Below are 15,650 nucleotides of genomic sequence, written 5' to 3' on the forward strand. Positions count from 1 at the left end.
TTCTTGTAAACGTCTGGCAAGAAATAATGGCTCATATTTTTTAAATGGATTGCTTATGTCAAAGAACGTAGAACGTCATCGCGCTGAAGTTGTCAGCGAACTAACTTGATGAGGTTCTAATAATGAATGATAAAACCAGGGGTAAGATATTCTGGTCGTCGGCTGTTGCTCTTTCCGAATGGAAGCACAGAACTGAAGCCGATGCTGTTGAACGCCAATTGGTCCTGGCCGAGCTGGAAGCAGCGTTAAACAAATACACAGATGGTCAAAAGATCAATTGGTACGCGCATGAAATAGAACTGCAGGCCGGATCCTCTTTGTACGAAATGTATAACCCCGGCCAGCTTCAGCTCAACGGTCTGCTTGATACCGGCCCGGTCATCGGTGCGCTTGCCCGGGAAAACGCGCGCGACCATAACGGACTCATACGCGTCACGGCTGACGGCAAGATGGAAGTTCGTGTCGCAGCGGGCTGGGTGGATCTGGTCGCGGCCCGTCACTTTGAATTCAGCGAGCCGACACAGACTACATTGGCGTTGATTTCGGATATCGCTCGGGTGGCCGGCGGTTATATATGGCCTGACAACGATATAACACTCGATCAATGGTTTCGCTTTCATGACATAAGGTTGCCCGATAACAAGGCGAAAACCCGCGAACTGATCGCCTTGTTCAAGTTTGATCCTCAAGTGAAAGAGCCAGGCGACTACTGGGAGCATTTCCAGACAGAAAATCAGGCACTTGTCATATTGTCTGAAGAGCAGTTCTCAGCTATTCGCAATGCGACGGCGAAGTTGATGCCGTGGAATAAGCTGCTGACAGCTTTGTACAATGTTACCGGTCGCGCTACTGTCTCGCATGAAAGCGCGGCCCAACTTGTTGTCGAATTCGTCAATCATCCGGTGGCGCAGATTCTTGCCGGCAAATATCTGAAAGAACTGGGCTGGTTCGGTGCGAACATGGAGCAGGAGGTATCTGCTGACATCCTCGCGCAATTGCTGATGACGGCGATGTTGCTTGATCTGGATGCGTCGATCGGGCATGACATACAGCGCAACCACGTTGCCGGAATTGACCTCTATGCGCCGGGCAATGTTGACCGTCACCCGGCGGTCGTTCGTGACGAGCTGACCGCTTTTCTGCAAACCCGAAAATGGGTCGAAGCGGGGTTGGAACCGTTGCTGGCCCACCTGTTACTGGCACGCAACGCGCCAGAGTTTCTGGTCAGGGAAATTCCACCGTCGATTACCCTCGGCTCGATTGGCTGGGTCAATTTCTGTCGTGCCGTCATGCTGGTCGAGTCTTTCAAGACCGGCGCCACGCGGTTAATGACCTATGCGCAGATCATGGCTTATGGCGAACTTGAACCGGTCAGCGAGTCACAGCAACACAAGCGCGACCTGGCCATGATCGACCCGATCGTCGATTGGGCGCTGATCAATCAGATCGTGACAACTGCGGAACTTGAGCAAAACGAGGAAACCGCGACCCGACGTGCGATTGATGCATTCGAACAACACTCGGACACGTTCGCTCAAATCGCCAAGGCTTTTTCGACACCGTTACCCGACAGAGCGAAGATTGCTCGTACGGCTTTGCAAATCGCTGCGCCGGGTTGCGACACCCTGGACGAAAAAGCACTGTCCGAAAAAGGCGGGCAGCAGGTCATGTCCATGGTCGACTTGCATCAATCAGGTGATCTGGTCACCGGCGAGTGGGACCGACGCACTGTGCGCCTGATCACTAACGGTGTTGCCAGGCCGCCCATCAACTACAACCCGTCCGGCGTCAGTCTTTACACGCGTTATCCGGACTTATTGAAACTTGGCTCCTGTGATGAGGAAATGGATCGTCAGTTGGACGTGCATTTCGATGATTTGAATAGCGCCATGGCGTCCACCGTAAAACTGGCTTTGGCGCAAATGCCAGAGGCGGATCTGCAAATCTTCATGAATGCCGATATTCACTTCCTCACCGTGCGCGAGTCCGCCGTTTATTTTAAGACGCGTCGGTTGGGTGGCCCCCTGAACATCGATCTTCCACAGGAAACACAACTCAGCAGAGACGCCGCCACAGGTCGATTTGGCATTGTGATGTATGCGTCTCACGAAGATGCTGACGTCTGCTATGAATTGTTTACATCGCGGGGAGAAACCCGAAAAAATGACGCCTTGGCGGCGTTCATCAAACGAGAGAAGAAACTGCAACAACGTTCAAGAATGACTGCCACCGCGAACATGACGCTTCTACGGGACATCACTGCGACTCAAAGCCTGCCGCTCGATGTAAAACGCTACACCCATGCCGCAGCGGAAGATTCTTCGATTACCAGCAGTATGGCCATCATCGATTATTTTGGCGTGCTGGATGAGTCGCAAACGCCTTCGACGCAAAAATCAGGGTTCTATCAAAAATTCAACGATCCGAATATCAAACGTATCGCCGGGTTCCTGGTTAAAAACCGCCCCTACCTGAAAAAAAACGAGCTGAGAGAAATAGTACGCGTACCGACTCCACTTGAACTCTCCAGGGAAGAGGGCGAGCGGTTGCTGACTTATTTCATCGACTTGGTGGTGCCTTTCAAAAAATGCATCGAAGATATTGCCTCGGGTGAACATGACAAAGTAGTGGATGGCATTTACGGATGTTTGATGGATGGCATCGGTCTGGTGGGAACGGTGGCGGGCGCCGCTTCCAAAGTGTTGAGCATTTCGGCCAAGGCGATTTCAGCGACTTCCAAAGCTGCGCGTTTTACCAAATTGGCATTCACCTCGGCCGTTTCCCTCTTTAACCCGTTGGATGGGGTGCCTTCCGGCATACAGGCGGGCGGCAAACTGGTGAACAAGGGCTTTTTGCGTTTCAGCAAGAACAGCCATGACATTGTTGCCAAGGCGAACAGCCAGTTGCACAAACTCAGTGGTCGGCGGCAATCCTATGATCTGATCAGTGCTTCAGAGAGTAAACATCTGGGCGTAGGGCACTGGCAGCCACATGGCACCCCCGGCAATGCCGCCGCCGTGCTGGCTGCACGCAGTGGCAACAATTGGTACGCCTTGAACCGCCGTGGCAATCTCTGGGGTAAACCACTGACAGGCTTCACCTATCAGGCACCTCTGCAGTTGCCGTATTCACCCAGGACACTACCGGCGAGCTATACACGCAACTTCATCGAAAAAAGTCTGCCCCGGGCTCGGGCGAAGATTGACAACGCCATCGACGTCATCAGTCGACACGAATTCAAGCGAGATGGCGATCTGCTGATGAAGGCATTGTTCGGTAACACTTCATCGGTGGTCACTGAGCGAGTGGTGAATTATCTGCGCCTGATTCGCTTTGATTTCGCTGGCTTCTCGATGAGCAACACAATTCTCGATGCAGTGAAGCAAAACGAGACGATCGCCTCGTTTGATGTGAACAATTACAAACGTTGGAAAAGCGCCAGTTCCAGCGACGCGAATGGCATTGCGTTTGTCGAGATTTATACTCAGAACCTCAACAAACACTTCGTCAACCTGGGCTTCAACCATGACGTGGTGGCAGATGACCTGATCCATGAACTATTCCATGGCAGTGCGCAGACTGCCGATGTTGGCTACGCCACTGACACCGAGCATACAAGCGACAGAGGGCAGCGACTGGACGTGGCGCCACTGCTGAATCTCGCGTCCGGTAACTTGCGGGTGGAGGATTCGATCGCGAATTACCATGCGGTGTCCGAGGCCTTCGAGAACGCTGACTCTTTGGCAATTGCCACCTCCTTGCTGAGTCAGATGGCTACGGACAAAGCTACATTTGACGTCAACATGACGATCATTCGCAGCGCACTCGAAGCCAGCGGGGGTAACGCGATTGTTCAACCGGTTGTCATCACGCTGAACAAGCCCCTCTGACGCCAGGCGCTGACGCTTGTTGTCAACGCGTCAGCGCCGGGTTCAAACGCTCAGTTCCGGCCGATCCCGAAATTGTTCCAGCGCTTCGGGATTGGCCAGCGCATCGGTGTTTTTCACCGGCCTTCCGTGTACCACCTCGCGCACCGCAAGTTCGACAATCTTGCCGCTGATGGTGCGTGGAATGTCCGTCACCGCCACGATCTTCGCCGGTACATGCCTTGGGGTGGTATTGGCGCGGATCACCTGACGAATGCGCTGCTCCAGCGCCTCATCCAGTGCCAGCCCTTCGCGCAACTTCACAAACAACACCACCCGCACGTCCTCCTGCCACTGCTGACCAATGGCGACGCTGTCCAGCACCTCGGCGACTTTCTCGACCTGGCGATAAATCTCCGCCGTGCCAATGCGCACGCCACCCGGATTGAGCACGGCGTCTGAACGGCCATGGATCAGCATCCCGCCGTGAGGCCGTTGTTCGGCGTAATCGCCCTGGGCCCAGACCCCGGGAAACAGGCTGAAATACGATTGCTGCAGTTTTGCTCCATCCGGGTCATTCCACAGGCCGATCGGCATGGCCGGGAAATGCCGGGTGCAGACCAGTTCGCCTTTTTCACCAACCACCGGCTGACCGGCGTCGTTCCAGACTTCAACGGCCATGCCCAGGCTCTTGCCCATGATCTCGCCGCGCCGCACGGAGGACAGCGGATTGGCGTTAACGAAGCACGAAACGATATCGGTGCCGCCCGACATCGACGCCAGGCATACCTCCGGTTTCACGTCGCGATAGACAAAATCGTAGCTCTGCGGCGACAGCGCCGAGCCGGTACACAACAGCGTCTTCAGGCTACCCAGGTCGTGGGATTTGCGGGGCTTGGCGCCGCTGCTTTCCAGGGTGGCGAGAAACTTGGGGCTGGTGCCGAATACACTGATGCGCTCGTCGTCGATCAAATCCAGCAAACGCTGGTTGTCCGGGTGAAACGGCGAGCCGTCGTACAGCACCACGGCGCTGCCGACCGCGAGTGCCGAAACCAGCCAGTTCCACATCATCCAGCCGCAGGTGGTGTAGTAGAAAAGTCGATCGCCCGGGCCGAGATCGCAGTGCAGGCCGTGTTCCTTTACGTGTTGCACCAACACACCGCCGGTGCCGTGGACAATGCATTTCGGCACGCCGGTGGTGCCGCTGGAATACAGCACGTACAGCGGATGATTGAACGGCACCGGGATAAAGTCCGGTTCACCGCCGACCTGATAAAAGTCATCCCACAACGTCACTTCGGCGTGAGTCCTGTAAGCCTCGACACGAGCCTGCGGCCGGACGTAAGGCACGATGATCAACTGTCTCAGCGTTGGCAGTTGCTCGAGTATTCCGTTGATCTTGTCAGTCTGATCGATGGCTTTGCCGGCATAGCGATAATCGGCACAGGTGAGCAGCACCTTGGGTTCGATCTGACCGAAGCGGTCGATCACCCCGTGGGTGCCGAAATCCGGCGAGGAACACGACCAGATCGCACCGAGGCTGGTGGTGGCGAGCATTGCCACCAGGGTCTGCCAGGTATTGGGCATGCACGCGGCGACACGATCGCCGAGACCAACGCCTGCTGCCTGCAAGCTCGCTTGAAATCCGGCGACATGCTCAGCGAGTGCGGCCCAGGTCAACTGTTCGCGTTGACCGTTCTCCGCCACGCTGATCACCGCCACCGCATCGTCACGCCGGCGCAGCAGGTGTTCGGCGAAGTTCAACGTGGCGCCGGGAAACCACTCGGCGTCGGGCATCTTCGGGCCTTCGCGCAGCACCGCATCCGGCTGCGTGTGAAAGCGGATATCGAAGAACTCGACGATCGCCTGCCAGAACGCCTCGCGCTGCTCGACGCTCCATTGGTGCAGGGCAGGGTAGTCGTCGAGGTTCAGTGAATGACGTTGATTGACCGCACGACGGAAGGTGTCCATGCGCGACTGAGCGATACGGTTGGCGTCGGGTTGCCAGAGAATGTCGGACATTGTTTGCCTCTTGTTTTATTCATGCACAAGGTCGAGCGCACCCACAGAGGGGGAATGGCTGTGCTATTGGGCCAGCCAGCCACCATCAATATTCCACGCCGCCCCGCGCACCTGGCTGCCGGCCTCGCTGCACAGGAACAGCACCAGTTCGCCCAGATGCTGCGGCGTCACGAACTCCAGCGACGGTTGCTTCTCGGCCAGCAGATCATGCTGCGCCTGTTGCGGGTCGACGCCTTTGGCCGCACGGTCATCGATCTGCTTCTGCACCAGCGGCGTCAGCACCCAGCCCGGGCAGATCGCGTTGCAGGTGACGTTGCTGGTCGCGGTTTCCAGGCCGACCACTTTGGTCAGGCCGATCACTCCGTGCTTGGCGGCGACATACGCCGCTTTGCCGGTCGAACCGACCTGACCATGCACCGACGCAATATTGATGATCCGCCCCCAGCCCTTGGCGCGCATCCCCGGCAGGCTCAGGCGCGTGCTGTGAAACACCGAAGACAGGTTGATGGCAATGATCGAATCCCAGCGCTCGACGGGAAATTCCTCCACGGCGGCGACATGCTGGATGCCGGCGTTGTTGACCAGAATGTCGACACCGCCGAACTCGCGCTCGGCGTAAGCAATCATGTCGGCAATCTGTGCCGGATCACTGACATCGGCCGGATGATGGCCGACCTTGCCGCCGAACTGCGCGACTTCGGCGATGACTTGAGACGCATCGCCAAACCCGTTGAGAATCAGATTCGCGCCAGCCTTGGCCAGGCTCAGTGCGATGCCCAGACCAATGCCGCTGGTGGAACCGGTCACCAGCGCGGTCTTGCCGGAAAGAGTCGTCATGAATACCTCACACAATGCCAGTGGCGTAGAAAGTGCCGATCACTACGAAAACCGCCAGGGTCTTGATCAGCGTAATACAGAAAATGTCTTTATAGGCTTCGCGGTGGGTCAGGCCCGTGACCGCGAGCAAGGTGATGACCGCGCCGTTGTGCGGCAGGGTGTCCATGCCGCCGCTGGCCATTGCGGCGACGCGGTGCAGCACTTCCAGCGGAATATTCGCCGCGTGGGCTGCACTGATGAACTGCTCGGACATCGCCGCCAGCGCAATGCTCATGCCGCCCGACGCGGAACCGGTGATACCGGCAAGCAGGGTCACGGTGATAGCTTCGTTGACCAGCGGATCGGGAATCTGCTTGAGCCAGTCCGCCAGCACCAGAAAGCCTGGCAGCGACGCGATCACCGCGCCGAAGCCGTACTCGGAAGCGGTGTTCATCGCCGCCAGCAACGCGCCGCTCACCGCGCTTTTGCTGCCTTCGGCAAGCTTGCTGCGAATCGCCTTAAAGCCGAATGCCAGCACCATCAGAATGCCGACCAGCAACGCCGCCTGCACCGCCCAGATCGCCGTCAGTTTGGCGATCTCGGTGGTGACCGGAGCCGCCATGCCCGGCAACGCGAGGCTGTGGGTCTTGCCGTACCACTGCGGAATCCATTGGGTGAACAGCAGGTTCATGATGCCCACCGCCAGCAACGGCGACAGCGCAATCCATGGGTTCGGCAGCTTCAGATCCTCGGCGGTTTCCGGTTCGTTGCGCAATTCGGTGCCGTAGCCTTCGCCAGCACGCTGGGCCTTGTTGCGTTGACGCTGCAGAAACAGCATGCCGGCGCAGAACACGAAAATCGTGCCGATCACCCCCAGCCACGGCGCCGCCCACGCGGTGGTGTTGAAAAAGGTACTGGGGATGATGTTCTGGATCTGCGGCGTGCCGGGCAGGGCGTCCATGGTGAACGAGAAAGCGCCGAGGGCAATGGTCGCCGGGATCAAACGCTTGGGGATATTGCTCTGGCGGAACATCTCGGCGGCAAACGGATAAACCGCGAAGACCACCACGAACAGCGACACACCGCCATAAGTGAGCAGGGCACAGACCAGCACGATCACCAGCATCGCTTGCTTGGTACCGAGCAGGCGAATGGCCGCCGCGACAATCGAACGGGAGAACCCGGACAGTTCGATCAACTTGCCGAACACGGCGCCAAGCAGAAACACAGGAAAATACAGTTTGATGAAGCCGACCATTTTCTCCATGAACACCCCGGTGAACGCGGGGGCGACGGCGGAAGGGTCGGTGAGCAGGACTGCGCCGAGGGCGGCAATCGGGGCGAAGAGGATAACGCTGTAGCCACGGTAGGCGGCGAGCATCAGCAGCGCCAGGGCTGCCAAGGCAATGATCACACTCATGGTGTGTCTCTCCAGAATTGTTATTTTTGTGGGTGAAACGGGTGTGGAGAGGCTATAGCGAGATCTGTGCCAGATATCTAAGCTTTTGAAATATATGAATATTATTGGCTATGGCGAAAAGTTTTCAGGTGTTCTGTCTCGTTTTGGAGACCGAGTTGGGCCGAAAAGATCGCAGCCTTCGGCAGCTCCTACAGTGCGAAGACGAAAATTTCCCTGTAGGAGCTGCCGAAGGCTGCGATCTTTTGATCTTCAAGCAATCCATCCACAGAAAGAGATCCTTGTCTCTATTAAGAGACTCAAGCAATCCCCAACGCCACCATTTTCTTGTACAGCGTCGACCGCCCCAGCCCCAGTCGAGCCGCCGCCTCCGGCACGTTCCCCGCACACTGCGCAAGCACAGACTGAATCAACTGCCGATCAAACCGCTCCCGCGCTTGGGCAAACGTCTCGTCAGCCAGCGCCTCTATCGTCGGCACCGAGGCACGCTCAACCGGCGTCAATGTGCCAATCGCTGCACGAATATCCTGCTCGGTCAGCATCAAGTCATCACTGAGCAACGCCGCCCGTTCGAGCACATTACGCAGTTCGCGAATGTTCCCCGGCCAGGCGTGCTGACCGAGTAACGCCAGCGCATCCCGGTGCAGTTCGTGCTGGCTGCGCAGCTCTTCCAGAATCGCTTCGCTGAGCGCCGGTAAATCATCGAGACGTTCACGTAGCGGCGGTACCTGAATCGGCAGCACATTGAGGCGGTAGTACAAGTCGGCGCGGAACTCGCCGCGTTTGATCGCCGCTTGCAGATCGGTCGAGGTGGCGGCAATCACGCGGACATCGCTTTGAATCACCTCGTTGGAGCCAACCGGTTCGAATTCCTTTTCCTGCAACACGCGCAGCAGTTTGCTCTGCAAGGGCAGCGGCATGTCGCCAATCTCGTCAAGAAACAGCGTGCCGCCCTGGGCGATCTGCAATTTGCCGGTGCGCCCCTTGCGGTCGGCGCCGGTGAACGCGCCCGGCGCGGTGCCGAAAAATTCCGCCTCCAGCAGTGCCTCGGGAATTGCCGCGCTGTTGATGCTGACGAATGCTTTGTGTGCCCGTGGCGAGGCACTGTGAATCGCCTGGGCCAGCAGCTCTTTGCCGGTGCCGGTTTCGCCGAGCAGTAACACCGGCGACTCGGCGCTGGCACTGCGCCGGGCACGGCGTTTGACTTCGAGGCTGGCGGCGCTGGTGCCGATGAAATGGGCAAAGTTGTATTTGGTCTGCCGGGCGCGCAACAGAGAACGGGTCGAAGCCAGCTCTTCCTGCATGCTCAAATAGCGTTTGAGCATCGGCGACAGGGTGCGCAACTCGTCGAACAGGGCGAAACCGATCGCGCCGATTACCATGCCGGCATCATCGTGAATCGGCAGACGCATCACCACCAAAGGCTCTTTCGGGGTGTCCTGCATATCGAGCAGGATGGGCCGCCCGGTGCGCACCACCTCGCGCAAAAGACTGCCGGGGATCACGCTCTCACAGGGCTTGCCGATCGCGCCTGCCGCCGATTCAAGACCGAAGCGCCGGGCGTAACGCTCGTTCATCCAGACGATATTGGCATCGCGGTCGACAATCACCGTGCCTTCGCTGGATTGCTCGATGATCTCGAACAGCGAACGGATCGCCAGGGTGCGAACCCGTTGGTAGTCCTTGAGGCTTTCGGTGGTGTTCATCTGGCGGCTGGTCCGGAATTTGAGTAGTTGATGCGGGCCTCTTCGCTGGCAAGCCAGCTCCCACAGGGTTCTCGGTCGTATACACATGTCGTGGACGCCGCAGCCCCTTGTGGGAGCTGGCTTGCCAGCGATGGCCGTGACTCGGCTCCACGTCGATCCCCGATTATGCCTACCCCGGATGCGCCGCCGCCAACAGCTCTTTGGTGTACGGATGCTGCGGCGCATCAAACACATCATGGCTGGCGCCACGCTCGACCACTTTGCCGTCCTTGATCACGATCATGTCGTGGGCCAGCGCGCGTACCACCGCCAGGTCGTGGCTGATGAACAGATAGGTCAAACCGTGTTTTTCCTGAAGCTGGCGGAGCAGGGCGACCACTTGTTTCTGCACCGTGCGGTCCAGCGCCGACGTCGGTTCGTCGAGCAGAATCAGCGCCGGTTTCAGTACCAGAGCCCGGGCGATGGCGATGCGTTGGCGCTGACCACCGGAGAATTCGTGGGGATAGCGATGGCGACTTTGCGGATCGAGGCCGACCTCTTTCAGCACGCGGATCACTTGCTCATCGCATTCGTCAGCCGTCGAGTCGCAGTGCACTTCCAGACCTTCGCTGATGATCTGCGCGACCGACATGCGCGGGCTGAGGCTGCCGAACGGATCCTGAAAGACCACCTGCATCTGGCGGCGCCACGGGCGCATTTGCTTCTGATTGAGACCGTCGAGCGCTTCGCCCTGGAAGCGGATACTGCCTTCGGAATCGAGCAGCCGCAGGATCGCCTGACCCAGCGTCGACTTGCCCGAACCCGACTCGCCGACGATGCCCAATGTCTTGCCACGCTGGATACTTAGGCTGATGCCATCCACCGCCCGCAGGTATTGCTTGCGCTGAAACAAACCGCCGCCGACGACAAACTCAACCTTCAGGTTATCGACCTCCAGCACGTTTTCGCGCTCATCCCGGGGCAGTGCTTCGCCTTCGGGTTCAGCGTTGAGCAGCACGCAGCTGTAAGGATGTTTCGGTTCGGTGAACAGGGTTTCGCAGGGCGCCTGCTCGACGATTTCCCCGGCCTTCATCACGCATACCCGTTGGGCAATGCTGCGCACCAGATTGAGGTCATGGCTGATCAGCAGCAGCGACATGCCCAGACGTTGTTGCAGGGATTTGAGCAGCAGCAGGATTTTGCGCTGCACCGTCACGTCGAGCGCGGTAGTCGGTTCGTCGGCAATCAACAATTCCGGTTCGCAGGCCAGGGCCATGGCGATCATCACCCGTTGTCGTTGTCCGCCAGAGAGCTGATGCGGGTAAGCCTTGAGGCGTTCCTTGGGCTTCTGGATGCCCACCAGCCCGAGCAGTTCGAGGATCCGCGCCTGCGCCGCTTTGCCGCCGAGGCCGCGGTGCAGGAGCAGGGTTTCGCCGATCTGTTTTTCGATGGTGTGCAGCGGGTTCAGCGAGGTCATCGGCTCCTGAAAGATCATGGCGATGCGGTTGCCACGCAGTTCGCGCAAGACCTTGGGGTCGGCGCCGATCAGTTCCTGTCCGCGATAGCGAATGCTGCCAGTGGTTTGCGCTTCGCTTTCGGGCAGCAATTGCAGGATCGAATGGGCGGTCACCGATTTGCCCGAGCCCGATTCACCGACCAGCGCCAGGCACTCGCCGGGGCGGATGTCCAGGCACAGGTCGCGCACCACGGTCTGGTCATGGAAGGCAACGTTGAGATTACGGATTTCAATCAGGTTGTCAGTCATGGCCACGCTTCAGGATCGAGGGTCGAACGCGTCACGTAACGCTTCGCCGATGAACACCAATAAAGAAAGGATCAGCGCCAGGGTGAAAAACGCCGTCAACCCGAGCCACGGTGCTTGCAGATTCTGTTTACCCTGACCGATCAACTCACCCAACGAGGCGCTGCCGGCGGGCATGCCGAAACCGAGAAAATCCAGCGCGGTGAGAGTGGAAATCGCCCCGGTCAGAATGAACGGCAAGTAGCTCAGTGTTGCGTTCATGGCGTTGGGCAGAATGTGCCGAAAGATCACCTTGCGATCGCTCAGGCCCAACGCGCGGGCGGCTTTGACGTACTCCAGGTTGCGCCCACGCAGGAACTCGGCGCGCACCACATCCACCAGCGCCAGCCATGAAAACAGCGCCATGATCCCCAGCAGCCACCAGAAATTCGGCTCGACGAAACCGGAGAGGATGATCAGCAGGTACAAAACCGGCAGCCCCGACCAGACTTCCAGCAAACGTTGCCCGAGCAGGTCGACCCAGCCGCCGTAGTAGCCCTGCAATGCACCGGCGGCAATGCCGATCAGAGCGCTGACAAAGGTCAGCATCAAGGCAAACAGGATCGACACCCGTGCGCCGAAAATCACCCGCGCCAGCACATCCCGCGCCTGATCGTCAGTGCCCAGCCAGTTGACCGACGTCGGCGGGCTCGGGGCCGGTTTGTTGAGGTCGTAATTCGGCGTGTCGTCGCTGAACGGAATGGGCGGGAACAGCAGCCAGCCACCGTCCTTGCGAATCAGGTTCTGCACATAGTCGCTGCGATAATCGGCCTGGAACGGCAGTTGCCCGCCGAATTCCTGTTCGGTGTGCCGTTTGAATACCGGGAAGTACCACTGGCCCTGATAACTGACGACCAAAGGCTTGTCATTGGCGATCAATTCACCGCCCAGTGTCACCACGAACAGGCCGATAAACAGCCATAGCGACCACCAGCCACGGCGGTTTTTCCTGAAGCGCTCGAAGCGCCGACGGCCCAGAGGCGAGAGCTTGAACATCAGGCGTTCCTCGCGGCGAAGTCTATGCGCGGGTCGACCAGCGTGTAGCACAGGTCGCCCACCAGTTTTATCAGCAGGCCGAAGAGCGTGAAGATGAACAGCGAACCAAAGACCACCGGGTAGTCCCGTGAAACCGCGGCTTCGTAGCTCATACGCCCGAGGCCGTCGAGTGAGAAGATCACTTCGATCAGCAAGGAACCGGCGAAGAACACACTGATGAACGCCTGAGGGATGCCGGACACCACCAGCAGCATCGCGTTGCGGAACACATGCCCGTACAGCACGCGACGTTCGCTCAGACCTTTGGCGCGAGCGGTCACCACATACTGGCGGGTGATTTCATTGAGAAACGAGTTTTTCGTCAGGATGGTCAGTGTGGCGAAACCGCCGATCACCAGCGCCGTCACCGGCAGCACCAGATGCCAGAAGTAGTCGGCAATCTTGCCGAGAGTCGACAGTGATTCGAAGTTGTCCGAGACCAGACCACGCACCGGAAACCAGTTCAATGACGTGCCGCCGGCAAACACCACGATCAGGAACATCGCAAACAGAAACGCCGGCATCGCGTAGCCGATGATGATCGCCGTGCTGCTCCAGATATCGAAATGACTGCCATGGTGCACGGCCTTGCGGATCCCCAGCGGGATCGACACCAGATAGGTGATCAGCGTCGCCCATAGCCCGAGGGAAATGGTCACCGGCATTTTTTCCAGGATCAGGTCGGTGACTGTCGCGCCACGGAAAAAGCTTTTGCCGAAATCCAGTTGTGCGTAGTTCTTCAGCATCAACCACAAGCGCTCATGGGCCGGTTTGTCGAAACCGTACTGTTTTTCGATGTCCTTGATCAGTTGCGGATCGAGACCGCGACTGGCGCGGGAAGTACCGCTCATGGTTTCGCTGGCGCCGCCACCGACACTGGCACCGCCGATCCCTTGCAGGTGGGCAATGGCCTGTTCTACCGGGCCGCCGGGCGCGGCCTGAATGATCACGAAATTGACCAGCAGAATGATCACCAGCGTCGGGATGATCAGCAGCAGACGCCGCAGTATGTAACCCCACATCAGTGCGGCCCTCCGGGTCTGCCACGAGCGATTTTCTCGGCGGTCATCTGCTGATTGGTCAATGGTGTGCGGCTGATTTCCCACCAGCTCTCGATGGCTTCGTCATTGCTGGCTTGCACCGACGGTATGCCGAAGCGGTTCCACCAGACGGTTGAAGTGCCCGGTGGATAGTAGTTGGGAATCCAGTAGTAATTCCATTGCAGCACCCGGTCCAGAGCATGGGCGTAATGCAGCATGTCGGACTGCGTGGACGCGCGGATCAGGCCGTTGATCAGCGTATCCACGGCAGGGTTTTTCAACACCATGTAGTTGTTCGCGCCCGGGTCGTTGGCCGATGCGGAACCGAAGTAATTGAGCAACTCGCCCCCCGGTGAAGTGCTGACCGGGTAGCCGGTGACGATCATGTCGTAGTCGCGGCTCATCAGGCGATTGACGTATTGCGAAGAGTCGATGCGGCGGATGTTCAGGTCGATACCTATCTGCTTCAGCGTGCGCTTGTAGGGCAGCAGCAAGCGATCCATGCCGTTCTGGCTGACCAGGAAGGTGAAGCTCAATGGCTCGCCCTGAGCATTCACCAACTGATCGCCATCCGGTTTCCAGCCCGCCTGTTCGAGCAGGTCGAGGGCTTGCAACTGTTTGTCACGAATGACGCCGCTGCCGTCGGTTTTCGGCGCTTCGAAGACTTTGCTGAAAACTTCGTCGGGAACCTGGCCACGCAGCGGTTCAAGGATTTTCAGCTCCTGTGCATCGGGCAGTTCACTTGCCGCCAGTTGCGTGTTGGAGAAGTAGCTCTGCTGGCGGATATACATGCCGCGCATCATCTGCCGGTTGCTCCACTCGAAATCCCAGAGCATGGCCAAGGCCTGGCGTACGCGGCGATCGGTGAACATGGGTTTCTGCAGGTTGAAGACAAAACCCTGGGCTGACTGTGGCGCCTCGGTGGCCAGATGCGCCTTTTGCAGGCGTCCGTCGCTCAGCGCCGGGCTGTCATAGCCGATCGAGTAGCCAGTGGCCGAAAACTCGCGGTTGTAGTCATAGGCGCCACCGCGCAGCACTTGGCGGGCGACATCGGTATCACCGAAGTACTCGATGCTGAAATGATCGAAATTGTACAAGCCACGACTGACCGGCAGATCCTTGCCCCACCAGTCGGCGTTGCGTTCAAACGTGATACTGCGCCCCGAATCGACCTTGCCGACTCGATACGGGCCGCTGCCCAGGGGGGCTTCATAACCGCCGCCGCCGGCGAAATCGCGACTCTTCCACCAGTGCTCGGGGAATACCGGCAGGGTCGCGATGTCCAGTGGCAGGGTGCGGTTTTCATTGCTCTTGAAGTCGAAGCGTACGGTCAGCGGTGCTTCGACTTCGACGCCTTTGACGTCGGCAAACTGGGTGCGATAACGCAGGCTGCCCTGGGTCATCAATAAATCGTAGGTGTAACGCACGTCTTCGGCAGTGATCGCTTTGCCATCGGCGAAGCGTGCCTTGGGGTTGATGAAGAACCGCAGTGAAAGGCCATCGTCCGAGCGCTCCATCTTTTGCGCGACGAGACCGTAGACGGTGTACGGCTCGTCCAGCGAACGCTGGGCCAGTGGCGAATAGAGCAAACCATCGATCTGCGTGACGCCGATACCTTTGTCTATATAAGGAAGGACGTGGTCGAAGTGGCCGATCTCGATGGCCGAGCGGCGCATCGTCCCGCCCTTGGGCGCTTGCAGATTGGTGTAGTCGAAGTGGCTGAAGCCGGCGGGGTACTTGGCGGGTTCGCCATAAACGGTCAGCGCGTGTTGCGGCGCAGCGTTCGCGACGGCGGCGCCCGTCAGCAGGGCGAGGGCGGTGAGCATCAATGTGGGAAAAACCAGTCGCATTGTCAGCCTTGGAACCGGGAAATCGATAAGCGCAAGTTGTACGCGAGAGGCGCGTCAGTCGCCAGCCGTATATGTAACTGAAACACAACGGCCCACCAGAAGGCGGGCCGTTGGCAAG

9 protein-coding genes are annotated in these 15,650 nt (G+C 58.5%); 1 reads left to right on the forward strand and 8 read right to left on the reverse strand.

What is annotated here, in order from left to right; all coding sequences use genetic code 11:
• Window positions 1–122 precede the first annotated feature (122 nt).
• Window positions 123–3,890: a hypothetical protein gene (locus QZR14_RS00395; protein ID WP_311995567.1), complete on the forward strand. Its 3,768-nt coding sequence runs from the start codon at window positions 123–125 to the stop codon at window positions 3,888–3,890.
• A 42-nt stretch (window positions 3,891–3,932) separates the two neighbouring features.
• Here the strand turns inward: QZR14_RS00395 and QZR14_RS00400 are convergent, their stop codons facing one another.
• The 8 genes from QZR14_RS00400 to QZR14_RS00435 all read right to left on the reverse strand — a co-directional run bounded on the left by QZR14_RS00400 (window position 3,933) and on the right by QZR14_RS00435 (window position 15,532).
• Window positions 3,933–5,888 carry an acetoacetate--CoA ligase gene (locus QZR14_RS00400; protein ID WP_311995568.1) on the reverse strand — a complete coding sequence of 652 codons (1,956 nt, stop codon included), beginning with the start codon at window positions 5,886–5,888 and terminating at the stop codon, window positions 3,933–3,935.
• Between the two features lie 63 nt (window positions 5,889–5,951).
• On the reverse strand, window positions 5,952–6,725 hold the full coding sequence (hbdH, locus tag QZR14_RS00405; RefSeq protein WP_311995569.1) for a 3-hydroxybutyrate dehydrogenase: 774 nt from the start codon (window positions 6,723–6,725) through the stop codon (window positions 5,952–5,954).
• 7 nt (window positions 6,726–6,732) lie between these two features.
• On the reverse strand, window positions 6,733–8,124 hold the full coding sequence (locus QZR14_RS00410; RefSeq protein ID WP_250605326.1) for a GntP family permease: 1,392 nt from the start codon (window positions 8,122–8,124) through the stop codon (window positions 6,733–6,735).
• Window positions 8,125–8,420: 296 nt separating this feature from the next.
• Entirely contained in the window at window positions 8,421–9,827 is a 1,407-nt protein-coding gene (locus QZR14_RS00415) for a sigma-54 interaction domain-containing protein (RefSeq protein ID WP_311995570.1), read from the reverse strand.
• Window positions 9,828–9,996: 169 nt separating this feature from the next.
• Window positions 9,997–11,571, reverse strand: coding sequence for an ABC transporter ATP-binding protein (locus QZR14_RS00420; RefSeq protein ID WP_250605324.1), 1,575 nt, complete (start codon window positions 11,569–11,571; stop codon window positions 9,997–9,999).
• A 9-nt stretch (window positions 11,572–11,580) separates the two neighbouring features.
• Window positions 11,581–12,603: an ABC transporter permease gene (locus QZR14_RS00425; RefSeq protein ID WP_250605323.1), complete on the reverse strand. Its 1,023-nt coding sequence runs from the start codon at window positions 12,601–12,603 to the stop codon at window positions 11,581–11,583.
• Complete coding sequence (locus tag QZR14_RS00430; RefSeq protein WP_034154280.1) at window positions 12,603–13,664, reverse strand: microcin C ABC transporter permease YejB; 1,062 nt, start codon at window positions 13,662–13,664, stop codon at window positions 12,603–12,605. The genes QZR14_RS00425 and QZR14_RS00430 overlap by 1 nt, the downstream gene beginning before the upstream one ends.
• Complete coding sequence (locus QZR14_RS00435) at window positions 13,664–15,532, reverse strand: extracellular solute-binding protein (protein WP_311995571.1); 1,869 nt, start codon at window positions 15,530–15,532, stop codon at window positions 13,664–13,666. The genes QZR14_RS00430 and QZR14_RS00435 overlap by 1 nt, the downstream gene beginning before the upstream one ends.
• Window positions 15,533–15,650: the final 118 nt, after the last annotated feature.

It is taken from the genome of Pseudomonas sp. rhizo66 (assembly GCF_031931925.1).
GTDB lineage: Bacteria > Pseudomonadota > Gammaproteobacteria > Pseudomonadales > Pseudomonadaceae > Aquipseudomonas.